Origin of the sequence: Bacillus cereus group sp. BfR-BA-01523 (assembly GCF_022662615.1) — a bacterium.
GTDB classification, from domain to species: Bacteria; Bacillota; Bacilli; order Bacillales; family Bacillaceae_G; genus Bacillus_A; species Bacillus_A mycoides.
This window is the reverse complement of record NZ_JAKUDX010000006.1, coordinates 228,568-252,036: the sequence shown is the minus strand read 5'-3', so window position 1 is coordinate 252,036 and position 23,469 is coordinate 228,568. Positions and strand designations below refer to the sequence as shown.

Below are 23,469 nucleotides of genomic sequence, written 5' to 3'. Positions count from 1 at the left end.
GAGGGACTAAGGAGGAATTTATAATGGCTAGGTACACAAAAGAAGATATTTTCCGTTTGGCGAAAGAAGAGAATGTAAAGTATATCCGTCTGCAATTTACGGACCTTTTAGGGGTAATTAAAAACGTAGAAATTCCAGTGAGCCAATTAACAAAAGCTCTTGATAACAAAATGATGTTTGATGGATCTTCTATTGAAGGTTTCGTACGTATTGAAGAATCTGATATGTATTTATATCCGGATTTAGATACTTGGGTAATTTTCCCTTGGACAGCTGAAAAAGGTAAAGTAGCTCGTTTAATCTGTGATATTTACAATGCTGATGGTACTCCATTTGATGGTGACCCACGTAACAACTTAAAGCGTGTGTTAAAAGAAATGGAAGCATTAGGATTCTCAGATTTCAATCTTGGACCAGAGCCAGAATTCTTCCTATTTAAAGTTGATGAAAAAGGAAATCCAACATTAGAATTAAACGATAACGGTGGATACTTCGACCTTGCGCCGATGGATCTAGGGGAAAACTGTCGTCGTGATATCGTTCTTGAACTTGAAGAAATGGGCTTTGAAATTGAAGCATCTCACCATGAGGTTGCGCCAGGTCAACATGAAATTGACTTTAAATATGCAAATGCAATTCGCTCATGTGATGACATTCAAACATTCAAGCTTGTTGTAAGAACGATTGCTCGTAAACATGGTTTACACGCAACATTTATGCCGAAACCATTATACGGTGTGAACGGTTCAGGTATGCACTGTAACTTATCACTATTTAAAAATGGTGAGAACGTATTCTTCGATCAAAACGGTGATTTACAATTAAGTGATGATGCTCGTCACTTCATCGCAGGTATTTTAAAACATGCGCCAGCATTTACAGCGGTAGCAAACCCAACTGTAAACTCTTACAAGCGTTTAGTACCTGGATATGAAGCTCCATGTTACGTAGCATGGTCTGCACAAAACCGTAGTCCGTTAGTGCGTATCCCTGCATCTCGTGGTATTAGTACACGCGTAGAAGTACGTAGTGTTGACCCAGCTGCGAACCCGTATTTAGTAATGGCTACATTATTAGCAGCAGGTCTTGATGGAATTAAAAATAAATTAACTCCACCAGCTGCAGTAGACCGTAACATCTACGTAATGACAAAAGAAGAGCGTGAAGAAGCAGGTATCGTTGACTTACCAGCAACATTAGCGCAAGCGTTAGTTACTTTACAATCTAATGAAATCGTATGTGGCGCATTAGGTGATCATTTACTTGAGCACTTCATTGAAGCAAAAGAAATTGAGTGGGATATTTTCCGCACGCAAGTTCACCAATGGGAACGCGATCAATATATGTCTCTATACTAAGAGAGAAAAAAGCCCTAATACTACGGTATTAGGGCTTTTTTTATTTGTGGCAAATATAAAGGCTTGTGAAATGAATTGGATGGGTGCCCGCAAAAAGTCATGTGGATTATTTAAAATGCGTGCTAGCTATGAATGAAAATGTGGAAGTTGAAATATGGTGTGGATGTATTTAATTCGAAAATTAAGTATTGAAAAATATAGTACCTTGCAATAAACAATACTAAGTGGTATATTATGGATAAAATAACTACCGTTTATTGAACAGTACTAAAATGAGAAAGGGGGATTGTCCTTGAACGTTCAGTTTAAAAAAGGTGTGTTAGAACTATGTGTTTTGGCACTAGTGAAACGTAAAGATAGTTACGGTTATGAACTTGTTCAGCAAATCTCTAATAAATTTTTAATATCGGAAGGTTCTGTATATCCGTTATTACGTCGTTTAACGAAAGAGGGATATTTTCAAACGTATTTAAAAGAATCCACGGAAGGACCGCCCCGTAAATATTATCAACTAACAGAGCAAGGGGAGATGCAACTTACGTTATTAGTAACAGAGTGGCGTGATTTTGCTAAAGGTGTTCAAGAAATTATTGAAGGGGTGGAATGGGATGAGTAAAGAGCAGTTTCTTAAAGAATTATCAAGTCATCTTAGAAAGTTACCAGAAGAAGAGCGACAAGATATTTTATTTGATTATGAAGAGCACTTTCAGTTTGGGATGGAAGAGGGGAAAACTGAATCAGAAATGATAAAAGGACTTGGCTCTCCGAAAGTAATTGCGAAAGACTTACTTGCGATGTATCGATTTGATGAAATGAAAAAAGATCCGTCGACTTCAAATGTGACAAGAGCTGTCATGGCAGCGGTTGGACTTAGTTTGTTTAATTTTATTATTGTGTTAGGCCCGTTAGTTGCAATTATAGCTTTTATATTTTCCTTTTGGGTCGGTGGGATTGCTAGTGTAGTGACACCATTTTTCGTTATTGTAAAAGTATTTATGGGCACTTTCATATGGTTGGATCTTTTCGTTAGTATAACGTTTGTCGGAGTAGGTTTGTTGTTATGTATTGTAGCTTATTATAGTACGAAGTGGTTTAAAAGATTATGTGTACGCTATGTAGTCTGGAACTTCAAAATGATAAAAGGGGAGTAGATGATGAAAAAGATATTATTAGTAGCTATCGCTTGTATCATTATTGGAGTAATAGGGATTTCACAAACATATGAAAAAGCAGTACAAACTGCAGAAAAAGGAGATAAAGAGGACGTAATTAAAAACGAAACGCTAAAAAATGTAGAAGTTAAGTTAGATGCTGGAGATATTGTTGTCCAAAAATCTCCTGATTCCTCTTTTTATGTAAAGCAAAAAGGAGACGTAAGTAAACAGGAGATTCGTATTGCTGAAGATGGTGATACATTAAAAATCATAGGGGAAATAGAAAAAGGTGTTTCATTTGATTTTTCATTTTACAATTTCGGATTTCAAACGCCTACATTGACTATATTAGTACCTGAACGTTCTTATCAAGAGATAAAAGTAAATTCATCCGCTGGACAAATAGAAATAAGTAATGTGAAAAGTGACCGCGTAAGTGTTGAAACACTCGCCGGAGAAGTGGATTTGAAACATGTAACAGCAAAGAGTGTGGAGGGGTCTACAAAAGCTGGTGAGGTGAATTTTAAAAAAGTAATAGGGAAAGTAACAGCAAAAACGGCTAGTGGGGATATAGATATTATTGATCATGATTCTAAATATGATTTAGAGGTAAGTTCAACTGCTGGAGATGTAGATATTACTTTATTGGAAAAACCACAAGATGCAGTTATAACTGGGCAAACTGCTGCTGGAGACGTGACAATTTTTAATGAAGACAATAAAAATATAACGATTGGTAATGGTAGTAAAAAGATTAGCGGTAAAACCGCTGCTGGAGATGTTACTATTGAAACGCGTTAATAATTAATGAAACGTATTCTTTTGAATGAACGGAAATCTATCAAAATATAAAAAGAAGATAATTACCTATATAAATAAGGGAATTATCTTCTTTTTATTATTTTTAATGTAAATCACGATATACGCCAATTACTTTTCCAATAACTGACACTTGTTTTAAAATAATAGGTTCTAGTGAAGAGTTTTCCGGTTGTAGACGGAAATGATCTTTTTCTTTATAGAAACGTTTAACAGTTGCTTCGTTATCTTCTGTTAAAGCAACTACAATTTCACCGTTGTATGCAGACTGTTGTTGGCGAACAACAACTAAATCACCATCAAAGATACCGGCTTCAATCATGCTATCTCCAGAAATGCGTAACATAAACACTTGATCTGCTCCAGCAACGATACTAGCTGGAAGTGGGAAGTGATCTTCTACACTTTCGACTGCTGTAATCGGTAAACCGGCAGTAACTTTTCCGATGATTGGAACTTGAATAACAGATTGTGTTTCCGTTCGGTTGTCACCTAAAATTTCAATTGCGCGTGGTTTTGTTGGATCGCGTCGAATATATCCCTTTTCTTCTAGTCGTGATAAATGTCCGTGCACTGTAGAACTAGAAGCAAGGCCGACTGCTTGACCGATTTCACGTACGGAAGGTGGATATCCTTTTTCTTGTACTTTTAGCTTAATAAAGTCGAGAATGTCTTGCTGGCGTTTCGTTAACTTTTCCATGTTTTCTAACACCTCGTTTTCTTTCATTTTTCTTATTATTAAGTATAACATGCGAAAAAATATTCTACAAACATAAGTTCGAACGAAAGGCAAATTTATGATACACTATAAGGAAAATATAGTGAGAAAGAAGGGTTCAAAATGAATGCAATTATTTATGCACGTGTGAGCACAACAAAAGAAGAACAGGAAACATCATTATTGCGTCAAAAAGATGAATTATTGCATTTAGCTGAGCGCTATCAAATGGATGTTACAAAGGTAATTGAGGAGCAGGCTAGCGGTTATACAATTGAACGTGATGGCATATTAGAAGTGCTAGATACAATTCGAGATGAACAAGTTGATGTACTACTTATACAAGATGAAACGCGTCTTGGTAGAGGAAATGCAAAGATTGCGTTAATGCATTGTTTACATAAAGAGGGGATAAAAGTTTATACGCACACGCATAGTGGTGAATTACAGCTTTCAGATTCTGATTCGATGGTGCTAAATATAATTGGGATCGTTGAAGAGTATCAAAGAAAGATCCACAATTTAAAAATTAAACGTGGCATGCAAAGAGCAGTGGAGAAAGGATTTCGTCCAGAAAATAATTTGAAAAATCGTCATTTAAGCGTAGGACGTGAGAAAAAAGAAGTGCCAATTGAGGAAATTGTACGTTTGCGCCGGAATGAATTAACTTTTGAAGAAATTGCAGCAACACTTCGTGGTTTTGGTCATGATGTTTCAAAAGCAACTGTACATCGAAGGTATGTAGAATATACAAAGCAATTGCTTGATAAAGAGGAATAACTATTGTATGATAATAATCAGTTTTGAGTAGAAGGGGGATTCGAGATGCCAAGTCAAGAACTCATTGAACGCATTAACTTCTTAGCGAAAAAAGCAAAAGCTGAAGGCTTAACTGAAGAAGAACAACGTGAGCGCCAATCGCTTCGTGAACAATATTTAAAAGGATTTCGTCAAAATATGTTAAACGAATTAAAAGGAATTAAAGTCGTTAACGAAGAAGGCACGGACGTTACACCGGCGAAATTAAAAGCTTTAAAAAAGCAGGATAATGCAAAATTAAATTAAAAGATGGGCATAGCCCATCTTTTTTTATTTGTTAAAATTGTTATTTAATAACTTTCCAGTTTTCATTTTTCGTTGCTTCTATCCTTTTATGCTTCAATATATAGTTAGCGATAAGTTCAGACATATCTGTTGGTATGTCTTTTACTACTGGTTTATTTTGAAACATAAAGAAGTTCCCGCCACCGCTTGCACGATAATTATTCATAACAACGTCATATTCTTCATTCATATTAAGAGGAGTGCCTTTATACTGCAAAGACTCTACTCTCTCTCCAATTGGTTTTGAAATGTTTAATACATACGAAATCCCTTCCCACATATCGTAATTATAGTGTTGTGGTTTTGGTTCTATATAGGTAGGGTTTACGATGATGGTTCCATCTGCTTTTAATGTGAAATAAGAAGCAGAGAGTTCGAGAGCATCTTTTATATCCGCTCCAGTTATTCTAATTACTTTTAATGTATTTGGATAAATATAATTAGAAACGATGTCACGCATTGTTACATGTTTCGGGAAACCTGGAGATGTATTATGAAACAAACTTGTACAAGAAATTGAAACATTAGCTATATCCATCTGTATTTTATTTATGAATTCAATAAAAGGATGGTCTTGCAAACGTGTTTGCATAGCATCGGAAATTTGCATATCCCCATAAATTATTCCGATAGGTTTATCAAGCCAATTTTGTGTTTTCTCTTCATAATTGGCAACCAAGGAAAGAACATCTTGGTCTGCCGCAATTCCTTGTACGGGCAATAACTCTGAATAACTCTCTTTTTTCACCCATTTTTGTTCTGCTTTTTCGAATGTTACTGTTACTTTTCCAACTGAGTGTCCATTGCATCCGGTCTGTAAAATTGTTACACCATTAATCACGGTGTGAGCGATTTCTCGGTGTTGGTGGCCTGTTAGTAAAATATCTATGCCTTCAATTTCATGGCACATTGCATATCCTTGGTTTTCACCTGTTAAAACTTCAGTCGGTACTCCGGTTTGTAAATCACGTTCAAATCCCCCGTGATAGGCTACGACTAGTAAATCTGGTTTTTCATGTTTACGGATGTAAGAAACCCATTTTTTTGTTGTTTCAAATGCATCTTCAAATTGTAAATCTTTAATATGATGTGCTTGTTCCCAATGGGGGATGTAATGCGTTGTCACCCCTAAAATAGCAATTTTTATATTTGATTCAATATGTTTTATTATATATGGTTTCCCGAAATAAGGTTCTTTTCTGTTTTTATCTAAAATGTTTGCTGATAGATAAGGGGAATTTGCAGTAGCCACAGCATTATTTAATATATCCATTCCGTAATTAAATTCATGATTTCCGATAATTGCAATGTCATACTCTAAGTAGTTGGCTAATAAGGACATTGGGTTTTCCATATCTTTTTCGTATGTAGCGTAATGATAAGTAAATGGTGTTCCTTGAATGAAGTCCCCGTTATCAATCAGAAGAACGTTTGCATTTTGAGAACGTTCTTTTTTTATGAGAGTAGAAATTTTAGCTAAACCAATTTCTGCTTTGGAGTTATCTTGGTAGTGAATTGGATACACAGTACCATGTACATCGCTTGTTAATAAAATATTTAAAGTTACAATTTGATTTTGATTCAACGCCATTCACCTTTTCTATAGTTATCTTTCAATTAATCATATCAAATATATGAAAAGAATTTTAATGTGAATGTATAGAATGTGTAAAGATTCTGTAAATAAGCAATTATTTGAAAAAATATGTGATATATTTCTTCATGTTTATGGAAGGTTATTTTATAACAACGAAAAATGGAGGCATTAACATGTTGAAAAAAGTTTTTGCAATGAGCACAACAGTTGTACTAGCAGCGGGATTATTAAGTGGATGTGGAACGAAGGAATCAAGTGCAAGTAAAAATGAAGATACGAAAAAAGGCTATGTACCGAAGACACTAAATGTTCAATTTGTTCCTTCTCAAAATGCAGATACGTTAGAGGCGAAGGCAAAACCATTGGAAAAGCTATTAAGTGATAAATTAAACATTCCGGTAAAAGTTAGTATTTCAACGAATTACAATACAATTGTAGAAGCGATGGCATCTAAGCAAGTAGATGTAGGCTTTTTACCTCCAACAGCGTATGTGTTAGCGCATGAGAAAAAGGCTGCAAACGTAATTTTACAGGCGCAACGTTTTGGGGTAGATGATGAAACTGGAGCTCCGACAAAGGATTTAGTAGATGTTTATAAATCAGAGTTTGTTGTTAAGAAAGATTCTAATATTAATAGTGTAAAAGATTTAAAAGGTAAAAAAATTGGCTATCAAGATGTAACATCATCAGCGGGTTATGTATGGCCTGCGGCTGTATTGTTAAAAGAGGGAATCGATCCGCTAAAGGATGTGAAACCTGTTACATTAAAAGGTCATGATCAGTCACTTATTGCTCTTTTAAATGGTGATGTAGATGCAGCTGTTGTATTCCAAGATGCTCGCAATATTGTAAAAAAAGATTATCCGAATATATTCGATCAAACGAAAATAGTAAAATTTACGGAGAAAATTCCAAACGATACGATTTCTGTACGTTCTGATTTAGATGCAGAGTGGAGCAAGAAATTACAGGATGCTTTCATTGAAATAGGAAAGAATGAGGAAGGGCACAAAATCATTAAAGAAGTATACTCACATGAAGGATACGTTAAATCTGATGATAGTAAATTTGATATCGTTCGTGAATATGGAAAGAAAGTGAAAACGCAATAATACATATGGAAATGGCGACTAACTGGAAAGTGTGTGATTTCAGTTAGTTTGCCGTTTTTCAGTTATTGATAATACATAGAAGGTAGGTAAGATGTGTGATAGAGTTTCGAAATGTTTCCAAAGTGTATCCGAATGGTACAAAAGGATTGAATAATATAAACTTGAAAATTCAAAAAGGTGAGTTTGTTGTAATGGTCGGGCTATCCGGTGCTGGAAAATCAACACTTCTCAGATCGGTAAATCGCCTTCATGAAATCACAGAAGGAGAAATCATTATTGAAGGGGAGTCTATTACTGCTGCAAAAGGAAAAGGATTACGACGCATGCGCCGAGATATTGGTATGATTTTTCAAGGCTTTAACCTTGTGAAGCGATCAACGGTACTGAAGAATGTATTAGCTGGGCGGGTTGGATATCATTCTACATTGCGTACAACGTTAGGTCTGTTTCCGAAAGAGGACGTGGAGCTTGCATTCCAGGCGCTGAATAGAGTGAATATCTCAGAAAAAGCATATGCACGAGCTGATGAATTATCAGGGGGACAACAGCAACGTGTATCAATTGCTAGAGCATTGGCACAAGAAGCGAAAATCATATTGGCAGATGAGCCTGTTGCTTCGTTAGATCCTCTGACAACAAAGCAAGTAATGGATGATTTGAAGAAAATTAATGAAGATTTTGGAATTACGACAATTGTAAACTTACATTCTATTGATTTAGCGAGGCAATATGCTACTCGTATTATTGGATTACATGCTGGTGAAATTGTTTTTGATGGATTAGTAGAAGAGGCAACGGATGAAAAATTCGCTGAAATTTATGGGGACGTAGCTCAGAAAAGCGCATTATTAGAGGTGGCAGCTAAATGAATGAAGTGACGATATATTCGAAATCGATACCGAAGCCGCCGAGTAAATTGAAACATATGTTAACGGTTATTTTAGTTATTTTACTGTTGTGGGGTAGTAGTGTACAGGTCGACGCATCATTTTCAAAACTAGTAGTTGGTTTTCCAAATATGATGGATTTATTGAAGGAAATGGTGCCACCAGATTGGAGTTATTTTCAAATTATTACAACAGCAATGTTAGATACAATACGTATGGCGATTATTGGAACGACTTTAGGGGCGATTTTAGCCATTCCACTTGCACTATTTGCGGCAAGTAATGTATTTACTAGTGTATTTTTGTACAGTCCAGCTCGATTGATTTTAAATTTTATACGAACAATACCAGATTTATTATTAGCGGCTATTTTTGTAGCGATTTTTGGAATAGGACCACTTCCAGGTATTTTGGCTCTTACTTGTTTCTCCGTTGGACTCGTAGCGAAATTATTGTATGAGTCAATTGAATCAATTGATCCAGGTCCATTAGAAGCGATGACAGCTGTAGGAGCGAATAAGGTGCAATGGATAGTTTATGGGGTCATTCCGCAAGTGAAAGCGCACTTCGTCTCCTATGTACTTTATACATTTGAGGTGAATGTACGTGCAGCAGCTGTTCTAGGTTTAGTAGGAGCAGGTGGGATTGGATTATATTATGATCGCACACTTGGATTTTTACAATATCAACAAACTGCTTCTATTATTATTTATACCCTTGTTGTTGTATTGCTAATTGATTATATAAGTACAGTGTTGCGGGGGAAATTATAATGAGTAAAACGACAATAATCGTACCAAAACCGAAGAAACCGAGTATATATCGCTGGATTATTTTTATAGCACTTACAGTTATATATGTATGGGCCTTTTCAGGAGTCCCGCTAGAGGGAATAAAGAATACGGCGGGAGAAATTACAAAAGCAATTATGACAGGCGTATTGAACCCAGATTGGTCGTATGTATCTTTGCCAGATGGTGAAGATTTATTACACGGTTTAATTGATACGTTGGCAATTGCGATATTAGGTACATTTATTTCTGCTTTTTTATCTGTTCCATTTGCTTTTTGGGCGGCAACGAATATGAGTAGTGGAAAATTAACTTCAGGAACTGGGAAATTTGTACTTAGTTTTGTTCGTACATTTCCTGAATTAGTTATGGCTCTTTTATTTATAAAAGCTGTTGGTCCAGGCTCTTTTGCCGGAGTTCTAGCTTTAGGGTTACACTCTATCGGAATGTTAGGGAAACTATATTCGGAAGGAATTGAAAATATAGATAAGGGACCGACGGAAGCGTTAATAGCAACGGGTGCAAATCGGTTTCAAATACTTTGGTATGCCGTATTACCACAAGTGTTACCGGATTTTCTATCGTATACGTTATACAGGTTTGAAATTAATGTACGATCCGCTGCGATTTTAGGTGTTATTGGAGCAGGTGGTATTGGTACGCCATTAATTTTTGCACTTAGTTCACGTAATTGGTCTCGTGTGGGAATTATTTTATTAGGTATCATTTTAATGGTAATTATAATTGATTTTATTTCAAGTTCTATTCGTAAGCGGATTATTTAATTTGTTTTAAAAGCATCTAATTCAGATGCTTTTTTGTATTTTTAAAGGTTATCAAAAAGGAGATATATCAGAAATTAGTATATTTGTATAAATACACAGATAATTATATTTATTTTTAAAATAAAAACAATTAAAAAGTATGTCATATTGAATGCCCATACATTCCCTAAATCACTGTGTTTTTTATGGAAAATCAAAAAAACATCAACATATTTGTCGATACATGTTGTATAATCTTGCGTGGGAAGCTATCATATAAATGTATAAAACGTTTACTAACATACGCGAAGGGAAGAATAGCATGTCACATTCAATCGAACAACTTTCTATCAACACGATTCGCACATTATCCATTGATGCGATTGAAAAAGCAAACTCTGGTCACCCAGGAATGCCAATGGGTGCAGCACCAATGGCTTATACATTATGGACTCAATTTATGAAACACAATCCAAATAACCCAACGTGGTTTAACCGCGATCGTTTCGTATTATCTGCAGGTCATGGCTCAATGTTACTATACAGTCTACTTCATCTATCTGGTTATGACTTAACAATGGATGATTTAAAGAACTTCCGTCAATGGGGAAGCAAAACTCCAGGACATCCTGAGTATGGTCACACAGCAGGTGTAGACTCAACAACTGGTCCACTTGGACAAGGTATTGCAACTGCTGTAGGTATGGCAATGGCTGAAAGACATTTAGCGGCTAAATACAACCGTGATGCGTATAATGTAGTAGATCATCATACATACGCTATTTGTGGTGATGGAGATTTAATGGAAGGCGTTTCTGCTGAAGCATCTTCATTAGCTGCTCATTTACAATTAGGTCGTCTTGTTGTACTTTACGATTCAAACGATATTTCATTAGATGGCGATTTAAATCGTTCATTCTCTGAAAGTGTAGAAGATCGTTACAAAGCATACGGATGGCAAGTAATCCGTGTTGAGGATGGAAATGATATTGAAGCAATCGCAAAAGCAATTGAAGAAGCGAAAGCTGACGAAAAACGCCCAACGCTAATTGAAGTAAGAACGACAATTGGTTTCGGTTCTCCAAACAAATCAGGAAAATCAGCTTCACATGGTTCTCCACTTGGTGTAGACGAAACAAAATTAACGAAAGAAGCATACGCTTGGACTGCTGAACAAGACTTCCATGTAGCAGAAGAAGTATATGACAACTTCCGTAAAACAGTACAAGATGTTGGTGAAACGACGCAAGCTGCGTGGAACACGATGCTCGGTGAATATGCACAAGCATATCCAGAATTAGCAAACGAACTGCAAGCAGCAATGAACGGTCTTCTTCCAGAAGGTTGGGAACAAAGCTTACCAACTTATGAATTAGGATCAAAAGCAGCAACACGTAATTCTTCAGGTGCTGTAATTAATGCAATTGCAGAGTCTGTACCATCATTCTTCGGTGGATCTGCTGACCTTGCTGGTTCTAACAAAACATACATGAATAACGAAAAAGACTTTACAAGAGCTGATTACAGCGGAAAAAACATTTGGTACGGTGTACGTGAGTTCGCAATGGGTGCAGCAATGAACGGTATCGCACTTCATGGCGGTTTAAAAACTTACGGTGGTACGTTCTTCGTATTCTCTGACTACTTACGTCCAGCAATTCGTCTTGCAGCATTAATGCAATTGCCTGTAACGTATGTATTCACACATGATAGTATCGCTGTTGGTGAAGATGGTCCAACACATGAGCCGGTTGAACAATTAGCAGCACTTCGTGCAATGCCAAACGTTTCTGTTATTCGTCCAGCAGACGGTAACGAATCAGTTGCAGCTTGGAGACTAGCTCTAGAATCTACAAAAACACCAACTGCATTAGTGTTAACTCGTCAAGATCTTCCAACATTAGAAGGTGCAAAAGACGATACTTATGAAAAAGTAGCAAAAGGTGCATATGTAGTTTCTGCAAGCAAGAAAGAAACTGCTGATGTAATCTTAATTGCAACTGGATCTGAAGTAAGCTTAGCGATCGAAGCGCAAAAAGCTCTAGTAGCAGACGGCGTTGATGCAGCTGTTGTTAGCATGCCATCTATGGATCGCTTCGAAGCTCAAACTGCTGAGTACAAAGAATCTGTACTACCAAAAGCAGTAACGAAACGTTTCGCAATTGAAATGGGTGCTACATTCGGATGGCACCGTTACGTAGGCCTTGATGGAGATGTACTAGGTATCGACACATTCGGTGCTTCTGCTCCTGGTGAGAAGATTATGGAAGAGTATGGATTTACTGTAGAGAACGTTGTTCGTAAAGTAAAAGAAATGCTTTAATGATTTTAGAAAAATCTCTCCAGCATGGGGAGATTTTTCTATGTAATTGAGTTTTTTCGACAGGAAAAGTTTTTTCTCTCTCCGTAGTCAGACAATCATTGCAAATCTTCTCTTATATAATGTAGGGAAAAGGTTGTCCAGATCGGGAGGGGAAAAATGAAAACGTATGAATTGTATTTAATTCAAGAGGATATTGCGAAAGCTTACTTTGGTCGTGAATATTTGTTTTTTGATTTATTTGCTCGATTTTCAGAATCTGGGTTCCTTTCGGAGAAGAAAGTATTATATAAACAAATGACGTATATTACGATGCCGTTACAAGTAATGAAAATTCATCATAAATTAGAACAAGCTTTGCGTGTTCTTGGTAAATATGAAAGAACAAATCATACTCATACGCTTTATACAGGAGCCGAATACGGAGAAATAATGGTGAAACCACAATATATTCGAATAAATACTTCTGGAAATGTATCCATGGAAACAACTTTCTTTGAGGTGCTTAGAAAGTGTGAGTTAACATTTTTAGCGATGGATTATGAAAATAAAAAGTACGGTTGGTTAAATCCTCTCAAACAAGTACGAACATATGTGTAAAAAATGTCGAATAGTATCTTGTCTTATTGAAAAGGTTTTAGTACACTGTAAGGTAGACAACATGAAGGAGGAAAAGATATGCCAATGTGGTTAGGTATTCTAGTGGGCGTAGTAGCACTAGTAGCAGGCGTGGCGTTAGGATTTTTCATTGCCCGCAAATACATGATGAATTACTTACAAAAAAATCCACCAATTAACGAACAAATGTTAAAAATGATGATGATGCAAATGGGACAAAAACCTTCCCAAAAGAAAATCAATCAAATGATGAGCGCGATGAACAAGCAACAAACAAAATAAGCGCAAAAGGGCACTCTTACCGAGTGCCCTTTTCTTTTGGTTATAAAACATATTTAAAACTTTTAAATATTCTGTATTTTTGTTACACTGAAAACATCGCTCATTTTAAGGGAGGAGGATAAATATGAAAGTGTTTTTTAATTTAGCTTGGTTTTTTAAGCAAGAAAAACGAGCGTACATAATCGGAATTATTATGTTATTTGGTGTCGCGCTTCTTGAACTTGTAGCGCCAAGAGTACTAGGGATTGTAGTAGATGAAATTAATAGTGGAACATTAACGTCTGAAAAATTGTTGAACTGGGTTATTCTATTAGTAGTTGTAGGAATTATGATGTATATATTACGTTACTTATGGCGTATTATGATTTTTGGATCTTCTTTAAAACTAGCTCGTCAACTGCGAAAGAATCTATATGAACATTTTACTAAGATGAGCCCATCCTTTTATCAATCACGTCGCACAGGCGATTTGATGGCACATGCGACAAATGATATTCAGGCGATTCAGCAAACTGCGGGGGCAGGTGTTTTAACACTCGTCGATTCATTAGCTGTTGGAGGATGTGTACTCGTAGCGATGGGATTTACAATTAGTTGGAAGTTAACGTTATTAAGTTTAATTCCGATGCCAATTGTAGCTATTTCTACAAATTATTATGGAACTTTATTGCATAGAAGATTTCATAAGGCACAGCAATCGTTTTCTGAAATCAATGATAAAGTACAAGAAAGTATGAGTGGGATGAAGGTAATTCGCTCACTTGGACAAGAGAAAGAGGATTTACAAGCGTTTCGGAAAAAATCTGAAGATGTCGTACATAAAAATATGCTAGTTGCACGTATTGACTCGTTATTCGATCCAACGATTTCCTTAATTGTCGGATTTTCATTTTTGATCGCAATTTGTTACGGATCATTATTAGTCGTACGAGGTGAATTAACTGTAGGGGAATTAGTAACATTTACAACGTACTTAGGGACACTTGTATGGCCAATGTTAGCTTTTGGATGGCTATTTAATATTATGGAGCGTGGACGTGCTTCGTATGATCGTGTGGAGAAAATATTTTCACAAACTTCAGATGTAGTGAATAAAGAAAATGCTATACATGCTATAGCAAGTGGTGATGTTTCGTTTGCTGTTGATTCGTTTTCTTATAAAAAGAATGAACTATTAAACTTAAAAGATATTTACTTTAACTTAAGAAAAGGTGAAACGTTAGGAGTTGTAGGGCGTACCGGTGCAGGGAAGACGACGTTATTAAAATGTTTAATTCGAGAGTATGATCATTTTAATGGTGAATTAAAAGTTGGGGAGCGGGATATTCGAGATTTAACACTTCACGGTGTGCGTTCTGCAATTTCATATGTACCGCAAGATCACTTTTTATTTTCAGCGAGTATTGGGGAGAACATTGCTTTTGGAAAGGCCGATGCTACATATAAAGAAATTAGCCGAGCTGCTGATATTGCTTGTGTTCATAATGATATATTTCAATTTCCAGAAGGGTATGACACTGTAGTAGGTGAAAGGGGCGTTTCACTATCAGGAGGTCAAAAACAGAGAATCTCTATTGCGCGTGCATTATTAACAAATGCTGAAATTTTAATATTAGATGATTGTTTATCAGCCGTAGATGCAAAAACAGAAGAAACTATTTTAACTGCATTGAAACGAGAAAGGGCAGAGAAAACGACGATTATTACTGCCCATCGTTTAAGTGCTATTCAGCATGCAAATCTTATTCTTGTTATTGATGAAGGTAAGGTTATGCAGCGAGGGACACATGAGCAATTAATGAAAGAAAATGGTTGGTATAAAGAAATGTACGAAAGCCAGCAGTTAGAGGCGTTAGTAGAGAAAGGAGGCGTATGATGGCTGAGAAAAAACGGAGTGATTTAAGAAGGTTGCTTTCTTATATGAGGCCCTATAAAGGGTTATTGGCGTTAGCATTTTTATTTCTAGTTGGTGCAACTGTAACTGAAATGATGGGTCCTTTTTTAATTAAACAATTTCTTGATGAACACTTAGTGCCAGGTAACTTTGAACAATCAGCACTTGTAACCCTATTTGTAGTGTATATTATTGCTCATTTATTAAAAGTATTATTTACTTACTTAGACTTATTGTACTTTCAAAATATCGCTTTTAAGATTGTCCAAGATATGCGAGTTGAAGTGTATGAACATGTTCAAAAATTGTCATTAAGCTTCTTTGATCGTACGCCGATTGGTACACTCGTATCTCGCATAACGAATGATACAGAAGCGATTAAGGATTTTTATGTTAGTGTACTATCAACATTCGTGAAAAATGTAGTCTTTTTAGTAGGGATTTTAGTAGCGATGTTTTTATTAGATGTAAAATTAGCGCTATTTTCGCTCATATTAATTCCGGTAATGTTTGCAATTATGGTGTTGTATCAACGGAAAAGTGCAGCTTTTTATTTAGAGGTACGTAATCAGCTGAGTATATTAAATGCAAAGTTAAATGAGTCCATTCAAGGTATGAATATTGTTCAGGTGTTCCGGCAAGAAAAGCGGATGAGAAAAGAATTTGAAGAAGTGAACAATAAACATTTTAGTGCTGGACGTCGTACATTGAAATTAGATGCATTACTTTTACGTCCAGCAACAGATCTTGTTCATATTGTAGCAATTGCGTTAGTACTTGGTTTATTCGGAATCGATGCTTTAAAGAGTCCTGTTGAAGTAGGGGTTTTATATGCTTTCGTTAACTATATTCATCGTTTCTTCCAGCCGGTAAATGAGATGATGATGAAACTATCTTTCTTCCAACAAGCGCTTGTTTCATCATCGCGTGTATTTCATTTAATGGATGATAAAGATTTAGCTCCTGTTCAAATGGGGAGTGAACAGCCAGGAATAGCTAATGGGGAAATTCAGTTTAAAGATGTTACTTTTTCATATGATGGAAAGCGTGACGTTTTAAAAAATGTATCTTTTCACGTAAAGCCAGGGCAAACGGTTGCTTTCGTAGGGCATACTGGTAGCGGAAAGAGTACGATTATGAATTTATTAATGAGATTTTACAATATTAAATCAGGAAATATTGTAATAGACGGAGTAGATTTAGAGAAGTTTGAAGAACAAGAAATTCGAAAGAAAATTGGTCTTGTGCTGCAAGATGCATTTTTATTTGCTGGAAATGTAAAGCAAAACATTCGTATGTATAATGAAGAGATTACGGATGAAGAGATAGAGGAAGCAGCGCGATTTGTGCAAGCGAATACGTTTATTGAAAAATTACCAGAGCAGTATGATACAGAAGTAGTCGAAAGAGGAGCTGCATTTTCTAGTGGTCAAAGGCAATTAATTGCTTTTGCTAGAACGATAGCAACTAATCCGAAAGTATTAGTGTTAGATGAAGCGACGGCAAATATTGATACAGAAACAGAAGAGGCTATCCAAACGGCATTGCAGCAAATGCGAAAAGGTAGAACAACGATAGCGATAGCGCACAGATTGTCTACAATCCAAGATGCGGATCAAATATTTGTTATGCATGAAGGGGAAATTGTAGAAAGCGGAACACATCAAGAGTTACTTAGTGAACGAGGACTTTACTACAATATGTACTTACTACAAAATAAAGGGAGTTTGCAAAAGGCTTTGTAATTACAAGGCCTTTTTTGCGGTGTTAAAAGTGTATTAATGGAGTTTTTGGTGAAGGGTGGTTTCAATTTCACTTTTTTCTTAAACAACTCGACAAAATAAATGTATTAGAACTTTATTACTATAGCATAAAAGTCGTGTCCACTAACTGAAGTTGTACATATTGTATACGGAATAAAAAAATTTGATAGGAGCTTTTATATGCAAAATAGATCCAGTTCAAATGTTACGTTTATCGATGTGTCTCATTGGGAAGGAAACATCGATTGGAATGCTGTGAAGTCATCTGGTATTCCAGCGGCGTATGCAAAAGCGACGGAAGGTGTGAACTATATTGACCCTACTTTCGTTCAAAATGTACAAGCTGCGAGAAATGCGAATGTATTAATTGGTGCATATCATTTTGCGCACCCAGAACAAAATGATGCCATTTCAGAAGCGAAATATTTTGTGAATATATTACAGAGTAATCAGACGGACTTAATTCCTGTTTTAGATTTAGAATCGCCAACGGATACTAGCAATAGTAGTTTAACGGGTGCGACTATATCGAATTGGGCAAGAAGTTTCGTAAATTATGTGAAACAAGCTACTGGGAAAAATGTAATGTTATATACAGGAGTTTGGTATATTAATGAATTTGGAATTAGCGGATTAAGTGACATTCCACTATGGATTTCCAGATATTCTAGTATACCGCCTGCTGATGCTGGTGGATGGACAGAGTGGACAGCATGGCAGTACACAGATTCTGGGCAAATTTCAGGTGTAGGAAATTGTGATGTATCAGCAGCTGTTTCATTAGAAGCTTTACAAGGAAATGGAGCAAGTGGTGGAGGTAATGTTCCCACGCCTAATAATGCGACTCCAGTATACGGAGTTGCTGTAATTAATGGAGATAATGTGAATTTACGAAGTGGACCATCTATACAGTCTAGTGTAATTCGCCAATTGAATCGTGGCGAATCATATGAAGTCTGGGGAGAACAAGATGGATGGCTTTGTTTAGGGACAAATCAGTGGGTATATAATGATTCAAGTTATATTCAGTACAAACATTATGTGGCAACTATTACTGGCGATAATGTGAATCTGCGAGACGCTCCATCATTAAACGGGAATGTTATAAGACAGTTACATCATGGTGAATCATATCGAGTATGGAGTAAGCAAAATGGATGGCTTTGCTTAGGGACAAATCAGTGGGTATATAATGATTCAAGTTATATTCAGTATGGTGTACAATAAAGTGAATCTAAAAGGTATCTCGACTGAGGTGCCTTTTATGAAAAATATATAATTTTTACAAAGTGTATATTGATAACATAGTATAATGTAATTGATATATGTTTAAAAATAATCGGAAATGAAATAAAGGAGTAATAATATGGAGTATGTGCTAATAGGTGGGATTTTAATATTATTAGCTGTAGTGTTTGTACTGTTTTATAAAAATAAACAGTTAGAATCAGAGAGTCAGCAAGTAGAGTTTGAAAAGAAACAAGCGATTGAAACGTATGAAAATGAGATTGCAGCTACGATTACAGGGCATAAAGAACAACAGGATACTTTAAAGAATATGGAACAGAAAAAATATAATGATTTACAAGTGAATACAGCTAGAGAACTTGAAAATATGCGTATGATGAAAAATCAATTGGCTGTTCAACATAGTAAAGAACGTAGTGAAATGCAAGATAAGCATAGTAGTGAAATACATATGTTTCAAAATTTAATTGCGGATTTACGAGAATATACCAAAAATGGTGCTGAAGTGAATGCGCATGAAACATTACATTATATGAAGCGAGGTTTCGTTGAGCAAGGAATAATACTAGAAGAAGAGTTTCATATTATACCGAACGTTTTTATGATACGCAATAAATATAGAGATAAACGTGACATAAATGATAATCGAATTCATCACCTTATCTTATGTAAAACTGGTATTTATCTACTTGAGACGAAAGAATGGACAGGGAAATTAATCCATGGCTTAACGAGAGAAAATGCGGGTATATATTCATTTATGATTGAGGAAATTGGTAAGTATCAACATGAAATTGAAAAAGAAGAGACATTTGAATTTATTACGGATGGAACTTCATTAACTTTGCAAGTAAGAAATGAAGGGAATCCAGCGTATAAAGCGAAAATGCTATCTCAAACTTTATATAATTGTTTGGAAGAAATGCAAGTAGATATTGTAAAGGAAAAAGTAAAACCAATTGTATATTTTGAAAATGAGAGTGGAAAAGAAGTTATTGATCTTTCTAATGAAGAATTGCCGAGATTTAAAGATAGAGAGCAAATTGTAATGTTTTTCAGAAATGAAGTTTTAACAAGTAAAGTAATATATACAGCACGAGAACTACAAAAGATTAGAGATATGATTGGCCAGATGAATTATGTTGCGAAGTGAAAAATAAAGTAAAACTTTAATTAGTGGGGGTTTATGGGCAACACGACTTCTACCCTTTACAGCCGAATTTTGAGGTGGGAGTCTAACTGCCCGCAAATAGCGGGATAAAGTAGGTGTTATTTGGGTGGAGAAAGGTAAAAGCGCTATATTGTGGGGAATGTTGTACATTTATTTTTGTTTGTATATATTAATGTACATTGCGTTTATTTTCGTTATTGATATGGTTCATGTGTCATTGAGTGTAATGAGTATTTTGGTGGTAGTAATGCCTTTTATTTTATTAGTTATTATTCAAAAGTCTATCTTACATGTTTCGGCAAGACGTGATAAAGGTAAGAAACAACTGTTCACTATAATGATGGTAGGTCTCATTCCATTGCTAGTATGCACCGTACAATTAAGTATAAATAAATACACTTCAAATTTTAATCAGGATCGGTGGTTAAATTATGAAGAAAAACGAGTACATATGGTAGATGACCTATTACAGGAGCATAAATTGATAGGGAAATCAAACGAGGAAATTACAAAATTGTTAGGGGCCCCTACGAAAACAAGCAGTTTGGAAACGAGAATTACTACACTATACTATCTTGGGAATGAACGTGGTTTCATTCCTATAGATAGTGAATGTCTTGTTTTGCAATTTGATAAAGATGGTAGAGTTATAGAGTATAAGGTACAACGAGATTGAAATAGTGAGAGGAGAAGCTATATCTTTTATAGCTTCTTTTCTATATTCCAATATAGAAAAAGTAGGCAAATAGTAGTCATTCCTATCTATACGAATGAGATAGAGTTTGTAATATTGTAAAGGGTTATTTAGTTTAGAAGTCTGCTAGATAGCCTTAAATATTTTAGATTAGGGAGGGAAGTTAACACGAATTAAGATATAAACGTGTTAAATAATTAGTATGAAAAAAGAATTTTATAATGTTTTAGCTGCATCAATTGTATTTAGTATGGTAACTATTCCAAGTTTTTCCTATGCAGACACAGTAGAAAAGACCGTAACAATTTCAACAGACGAGCAAGCATTAAAAAGTATTGAAAGCCATATGAAAGATGAAGATGGACGTGGAGAGAGCAAAGGAATAACAAATGAAGTACAAGGAGATTTTTTTGTACATATAATAGGTTCAGCATCTTTATTTGATTCTGCTGAGTTACAAAAAGCGACAGGTGTTCAGCTTTCTAATCAAGTAGTGAAAGCCGAAAAACAAAAAGGAAACGCTTACTATATACAAACAGAATCTGGAGCTGGGTGGATACAAAGTAGTGAAGGAAATGTAGAGGTTAAGGAAGTTTATCACTTGGCAAACGAAAAGTTAGTAATTAATGAAGAGACAGCTACATATTCCGCACCATTTAATTCATATAAAGACGAGAAAGTGTTACAACCGCAAACAATTATTGCAATTGGACAAGTTGGAGAGTGGTTCCAAGTCCAAATAGATAATGAGGTGAAATGGATTTATTCACCTTCAGCAAAATTTGAGGGTACAAAAGCATCTCTTATTCAAAGCACAACTCCAACTCGTACGAAACGTGCAGCGGTTATGTATACTGCACCAATAGAAGAGAAAACAGCAGATATTTACGGTGTACCATTAAAGGAAATGATTGTACCAACAGGTAATGAAAATATTCGTCCAGGTTATGCGATGAAACCAAAATACATTACAATTCATGAGACAGATAATTATAGTGTTGGAGCAAATGCTAGAAACCATGCACAATATGTATACAGTCAAGCAACAGGAACGACTGACCGTTCAGCATCTTGGCATTTTACAGTAGATGATAAAGAAATTTATCAACATCTACCATTAAATGAAAATGGTTGGCATGCTGGAGATGGATCAGAAGGAACCGGTAACAGAGAATCAATTGCAATTGAAATTGCTGTCAATCAAGATGGTGATTATAATAAAGCTGTGGAAAATGCTCGCAAACTAGCAGCCTATTTAATGGGGGAATTAAATATTCCTTTAGAAAATGTGAAAAAACATCAATTTTGGAGCGGAAAGAATTGTCCGGCCATTATGATAAGGAATAATGCGTGGGAGCCATTTTTACAGGGAACGAAAGCTTATTATGATGCGCATCATAAAGATGATATAACTGGCGGTTGGTATGAAGCAGATATTCGTGAATTAGATAAAAGAGGTATTATGGTTGGAGACGGTAAGGGTTCTTACTGGCCAGAACGTCTTGTAACACGTGGTGAATTTGCGAATTTAGTTTCAAGATCATTGCAATTACCAGAGGGGAAATCGAATTTCAAAGATTTAAGCACAGCTCATCCATCGCTAGTAGATGGTATTAATCGTGCAGCTAGTGCTGGGATTATAAGTGGACGAGGAAATGATATATTTGCTCCGAATGATACGATTAAACGTGATGAAGCTGTCATTATGATTGATCGTGCATTGCAATACAAAAATATTAAAGGTAATTTAGTTCCATTACCATTTACGGATCAAAATTTAGCGTATGATAAACAGGCGGTTCAACGTGTTTATGGGTTAGGTATCGTAAAAGGGAATGAGAATAATGAGTTTATGCCAAAAGGTTCTGCAACACGTGGGGAATCGGCAGCATTTATTAATAGAATGTTAAAAGTAATAGAGAGTAAATAATGGAAAGGTATTCGCTTTGGCGAGTGCTTTTTATTTTTCAATATGTTATAGAAAGGGGATGTGAATTTTGGCTGGAATAAGGAATGAAAGTGGAGGTGATGCATATATTTAGATGCATTGGGTAGTTTTTTGTAATTTCGTATAAAATGAAAAGGAGGTAGGGCGGTGAAATCAATACCGACTGATGTCCTGAGTAAGGAATTGATGGAAAGAGAAGGGGTTATATCTATTACAGTGATGGAATTTGAAAAGATAGAAGTGGCAGGAGTAGTTGTTTCTGGTCCAGCTGTTATTTTGATTAATCAAGAGTAAGTACATATTATTAATATAGAAAAGTAGAAAGAGCATCCATTTAGGATGCTTTTTGTTTGTATAGAGGTGCGCATGTGATAGATAATTGGAATATTGGAGGGGGAATATGTGGCAATTATTATAACAATGCTATTAATGGGAGTTTTATTAGGGTTTGTCGGAGCAGGAGGAGCTGGATTTATCATCGCGATACTCACTTTAGTATTCCATATCCCTATTCACGTTGCTCTTGCAACATCTCTAACTGCCATGGCATTTACGACATTATCTGGGGTAGTAAGTCATTATAGAGAAGGGAATGTTGTATTTGTAATAGGCGGAATTGTTGGGGGATTTGGAGCGATTGGTTCCTTTATTGGTTCGAAGTTTGGTTCGCTAATACCAGCGAATCTTCTACATTGGTTTACAGCGGGAATGTTATTTTTATCTGCAATTTTTATGTTTATTCGGTTGATTATGTTTCAAAAAAGATCACAGTCGTCTTTAAAAGGGCATAAAGAACTTTCGAAAGATAACTTGATTAAATGTATATTCCTCGGATTGGTGACTGGAATTTTAGCAGGTGCATTTGGTATTGGCTCAGCACCTTTTATCCAACTCGGATTAATGGTTCTATTAGGTTTAACAATCCGTCAATCTGTAGGGACGACAATGCTCGTTATATTACCAATCGCAATTGGAGGTGGGTTTGGATATAGTTCGGAAGGGTATTTAGATTATGTATTATTAGTACAAGTTTTAATCGGGACAATGTTAGGAGCATATATAGGAGCTAAGTTTACAAATTATGCACCTCGCATGCTTCTAAGGTTTTCGATGATTATGACACCAATATTAGCTGGATGTATGTTGTTAGTAGAGTAAAGAAAACTATTAATATATTTTACGAATGAATTATATAAGTAATTCATATTTCTCATATAAAAGGATTTG

At 35.7% G+C, this 23,469-nt stretch carries 23 protein-coding genes; 21 read left to right on the top strand and 2 right to left on the bottom strand.

Annotated elements, in window-relative coordinates:
* The first annotated feature begins 23 nt into the window (after positions 1-23).
* From glnA to MR066_RS18005, 4 genes are all read left to right on the top strand, one after another.
* Complete coding sequence (gene glnA / locus MR066_RS18020) at positions 24-1,358, top strand: type I glutamate--ammonia ligase (RefSeq protein ID WP_002014472.1); 1,335 nt, start codon at positions 24-26, stop codon at positions 1,356-1,358.
* Positions 1,359-1,650: 292 nt separating this feature from the next.
* Entirely contained in the window at positions 1,651-1,974 is a 324-nt protein-coding gene (locus MR066_RS18015) for a PadR family transcriptional regulator (RefSeq protein ID WP_002185126.1), read from the top strand.
* Complete coding sequence (locus MR066_RS18010) at positions 1,967-2,509, top strand: DUF1700 domain-containing protein (RefSeq protein WP_242248030.1); 543 nt, start codon at positions 1,967-1,969, stop codon at positions 2,507-2,509. The genes MR066_RS18015 and MR066_RS18010 overlap by 8 nt, the downstream gene beginning before the upstream one ends.
* On the top strand, positions 2,510-3,313 hold the full coding sequence (locus tag MR066_RS18005) for a DUF4097 family beta strand repeat-containing protein (RefSeq protein ID WP_002014437.1): 804 nt from the start codon (positions 2,510-2,512) through the stop codon (positions 3,311-3,313).
* A gap of 103 nt (positions 3,314-3,416) precedes the next feature.
* Here the strand turns inward: MR066_RS18005 and lexA are convergent, their stop codons facing one another.
* Positions 3,417-4,031 (bottom strand): transcriptional repressor LexA, encoded by a 615-nt coding sequence (gene lexA, locus MR066_RS18000; RefSeq protein ID WP_002087894.1) that lies wholly within the window; start codon positions 4,029-4,031, stop codon positions 3,417-3,419.
* 141 nt (positions 4,032-4,172) lie between these two features.
* Here lexA and MR066_RS17995 point away from each other — a divergent pair, with 141 nt between their 5' ends.
* Together MR066_RS17995 and MR066_RS17990 are read left to right on the top strand one after the other, a co-directional pair.
* Positions 4,173-4,829: a YneB family resolvase-like protein gene (locus MR066_RS17995; RefSeq protein ID WP_002014433.1), complete on the top strand. Its 657-nt coding sequence runs from the start codon at positions 4,173-4,175 to the stop codon at positions 4,827-4,829.
* 45 nt (positions 4,830-4,874) lie between these two features.
* On the top strand, positions 4,875-5,114 hold the full coding sequence (locus MR066_RS17990; RefSeq protein WP_002014431.1) for a DUF896 domain-containing protein: 240 nt from the start codon (positions 4,875-4,877) through the stop codon (positions 5,112-5,114).
* 40 nt (positions 5,115-5,154) lie between these two features.
* Here MR066_RS17990 and MR066_RS17985 read toward each other — a convergent pair whose 3' ends face one another.
* Positions 5,155-6,738: a bifunctional metallophosphatase/5'-nucleotidase gene (locus MR066_RS17985; protein WP_012261434.1), complete on the bottom strand. Its 1,584-nt coding sequence runs from the start codon at positions 6,736-6,738 to the stop codon at positions 5,155-5,157.
* 185 nt (positions 6,739-6,923) lie between these two features.
* On the opposite strand from MR066_RS17985, the gene MR066_RS17980 reads away from it, so the two are divergent.
* From MR066_RS17980 to MR066_RS17910, 15 genes are all read left to right on the top strand, one after another.
* Positions 6,924-7,862, top strand: a complete 939-nt coding sequence (locus MR066_RS17980; protein ID WP_002137777.1) for a phosphate/phosphite/phosphonate ABC transporter substrate-binding protein — start codon at positions 6,924-6,926, stop codon at positions 7,860-7,862.
* A 95-nt stretch (positions 7,863-7,957) separates the two neighbouring features.
* On the top strand, positions 7,958-8,731 hold the full coding sequence (phnC, locus tag MR066_RS17975; RefSeq protein WP_242248028.1) for a phosphonate ABC transporter ATP-binding protein: 774 nt from the start codon (positions 7,958-7,960) through the stop codon (positions 8,729-8,731).
* A complete protein-coding gene (gene phnE / locus MR066_RS17970) occupies positions 8,728-9,522 on the top strand; it encodes a phosphonate ABC transporter, permease protein PhnE (RefSeq protein WP_002087885.1) in 795 nt (264 codons plus the stop codon). The genes phnC and phnE (MR066_RS17970) overlap by 4 nt, the downstream gene beginning before the upstream one ends.
* Complete coding sequence (gene phnE, locus MR066_RS17965; RefSeq protein WP_002066554.1) at positions 9,522-10,325, top strand: phosphonate ABC transporter, permease protein PhnE; 804 nt, start codon at positions 9,522-9,524, stop codon at positions 10,323-10,325. Before phnE (MR066_RS17970) ends, phnE (MR066_RS17965) begins: the two co-directional genes overlap by 1 nt.
* Before the next feature lie 301 nt (positions 10,326-10,626).
* Positions 10,627-12,627: a transketolase gene (tkt, locus tag MR066_RS17960; protein ID WP_242248026.1), complete on the top strand. Its 2,001-nt coding sequence runs from the start codon at positions 10,627-10,629 to the stop codon at positions 12,625-12,627.
* A 156-nt stretch (positions 12,628-12,783) separates the two neighbouring features.
* Positions 12,784-13,224: a sporulation inhibitor of replication protein SirA gene (gene sirA / locus MR066_RS17955; RefSeq protein WP_002014415.1), complete on the top strand. Its 441-nt coding sequence runs from the start codon at positions 12,784-12,786 to the stop codon at positions 13,222-13,224.
* 78 nt (positions 13,225-13,302) lie between these two features.
* On the top strand, positions 13,303-13,524 hold the full coding sequence (locus MR066_RS17950; protein ID WP_001132292.1) for a YneF family protein: 222 nt from the start codon (positions 13,303-13,305) through the stop codon (positions 13,522-13,524).
* 124 nt (positions 13,525-13,648) lie between these two features.
* Positions 13,649-15,400 (top strand): ABC transporter transmembrane domain-containing protein, encoded by a 1,752-nt coding sequence (locus tag MR066_RS17945; RefSeq protein ID WP_242248024.1) that lies wholly within the window; start codon positions 13,649-13,651, stop codon positions 15,398-15,400.
* Positions 15,400-17,163, top strand: a complete 1,764-nt coding sequence (locus MR066_RS17940) for an ABC transporter ATP-binding protein (RefSeq protein ID WP_242248022.1) — start codon at positions 15,400-15,402, stop codon at positions 17,161-17,163. The genes MR066_RS17945 and MR066_RS17940 overlap by 1 nt, the downstream gene beginning before the upstream one ends.
* Positions 17,164-17,361: 198 nt before the next feature.
* Positions 17,362-18,408: a GH25 family lysozyme gene (locus MR066_RS17935; RefSeq protein WP_113936929.1), complete on the top strand. Its 1,047-nt coding sequence runs from the start codon at positions 17,362-17,364 to the stop codon at positions 18,406-18,408.
* Between the two features lie 139 nt (positions 18,409-18,547).
* Positions 18,548-19,582 carry a nuclease-related domain-containing protein gene (locus MR066_RS17930; protein ID WP_219303327.1) on the top strand — a complete coding sequence of 345 codons (1,035 nt, stop codon included), beginning with the start codon at positions 18,548-18,550 and terminating at the stop codon, positions 19,580-19,582.
* A 124-nt stretch (positions 19,583-19,706) separates the two neighbouring features.
* Positions 19,707-20,276, top strand: coding sequence for a hypothetical protein (locus MR066_RS17925; protein ID WP_242248020.1), 570 nt, complete (start codon positions 19,707-19,709; stop codon positions 20,274-20,276).
* A gap of 220 nt (positions 20,277-20,496) precedes the next feature.
* Positions 20,497-22,224 (top strand): S-layer homology domain-containing protein, encoded by a 1,728-nt coding sequence (locus tag MR066_RS17920; protein WP_242248018.1) that lies wholly within the window; start codon positions 20,497-20,499, stop codon positions 22,222-22,224.
* A gap of 165 nt (positions 22,225-22,389) precedes the next feature.
* On the top strand, positions 22,390-22,536 hold the full coding sequence (locus MR066_RS17915) for a BC1881 family protein (RefSeq protein ID WP_002033491.1): 147 nt from the start codon (positions 22,390-22,392) through the stop codon (positions 22,534-22,536).
* A gap of 108 nt (positions 22,537-22,644) precedes the next feature.
* On the top strand, positions 22,645-23,400 hold the full coding sequence (locus MR066_RS17910; RefSeq protein WP_242248017.1) for a sulfite exporter TauE/SafE family protein: 756 nt from the start codon (positions 22,645-22,647) through the stop codon (positions 23,398-23,400).
* Positions 23,401-23,469: the final 69 nt, after the last annotated feature.

Bases quoted from the DNA above. Each gene is read 5' to 3' on its own strand.
- MR066_RS17995 (WP_002014433.1), top strand. From the start codon at position 4,173: ATGAATGCAATTATTTATGCACGTGTGAGCACAACAAAAGAAGAACAG.
- lexA (WP_002087894.1), bottom strand. From the start codon at position 4,031: ATGGAAAAGTTAACGAAACGCCAGCAAGACATTCTCGACTTTATTAAG.
- MR066_RS17930 (WP_219303327.1), top strand. From the start codon at position 18,548: ATGGAGTATGTGCTAATAGGTGGGATTTTAATATTATTAGCTGTAGTG.
- phnE (WP_002066554.1), top strand. From the start codon at position 9,522: ATGAGTAAAACGACAATAATCGTACCAAAACCGAAGAAACCGAGTATA.
- tkt (WP_242248026.1), top strand. From the start codon at position 10,627: ATGTCACATTCAATCGAACAACTTTCTATCAACACGATTCGCACATTA.
- MR066_RS17940 (WP_242248022.1), top strand. From the start codon at position 15,400: ATGGCTGAGAAAAAACGGAGTGATTTAAGAAGGTTGCTTTCTTATATG.
- MR066_RS17950 (WP_001132292.1), top strand. From the start codon at position 13,303: ATGCCAATGTGGTTAGGTATTCTAGTGGGCGTAGTAGCACTAGTAGCA.
- MR066_RS17920 (WP_242248018.1), top strand. From the start codon at position 20,497: ATGAAAAAAGAATTTTATAATGTTTTAGCTGCATCAATTGTATTTAGT.
- MR066_RS17980 (WP_002137777.1), top strand. From the start codon at position 6,924: ATGTTGAAAAAAGTTTTTGCAATGAGCACAACAGTTGTACTAGCAGCG.
- MR066_RS18005 (WP_002014437.1), top strand. From the start codon at position 2,510: ATGATGAAAAAGATATTATTAGTAGCTATCGCTTGTATCATTATTGGA.
- MR066_RS18010 (WP_242248030.1), top strand. From the start codon at position 1,967: ATGAGTAAAGAGCAGTTTCTTAAAGAATTATCAAGTCATCTTAGAAAG.
- MR066_RS17945 (WP_242248024.1), top strand. From the start codon at position 13,649: ATGAAAGTGTTTTTTAATTTAGCTTGGTTTTTTAAGCAAGAAAAACGA.
- MR066_RS17935 (WP_113936929.1), top strand. From the start codon at position 17,362: ATGCAAAATAGATCCAGTTCAAATGTTACGTTTATCGATGTGTCTCAT.
- sirA (WP_002014415.1), top strand. From the start codon at position 12,784: ATGAAAACGTATGAATTGTATTTAATTCAAGAGGATATTGCGAAAGCT.
- glnA (WP_002014472.1), top strand. From the start codon at position 24: ATGGCTAGGTACACAAAAGAAGATATTTTCCGTTTGGCGAAAGAAGAG.
- phnE (WP_002087885.1), top strand. From the start codon at position 8,728: ATGAATGAAGTGACGATATATTCGAAATCGATACCGAAGCCGCCGAGT.
- MR066_RS17990 (WP_002014431.1), top strand. From the start codon at position 4,875: ATGCCAAGTCAAGAACTCATTGAACGCATTAACTTCTTAGCGAAAAAA.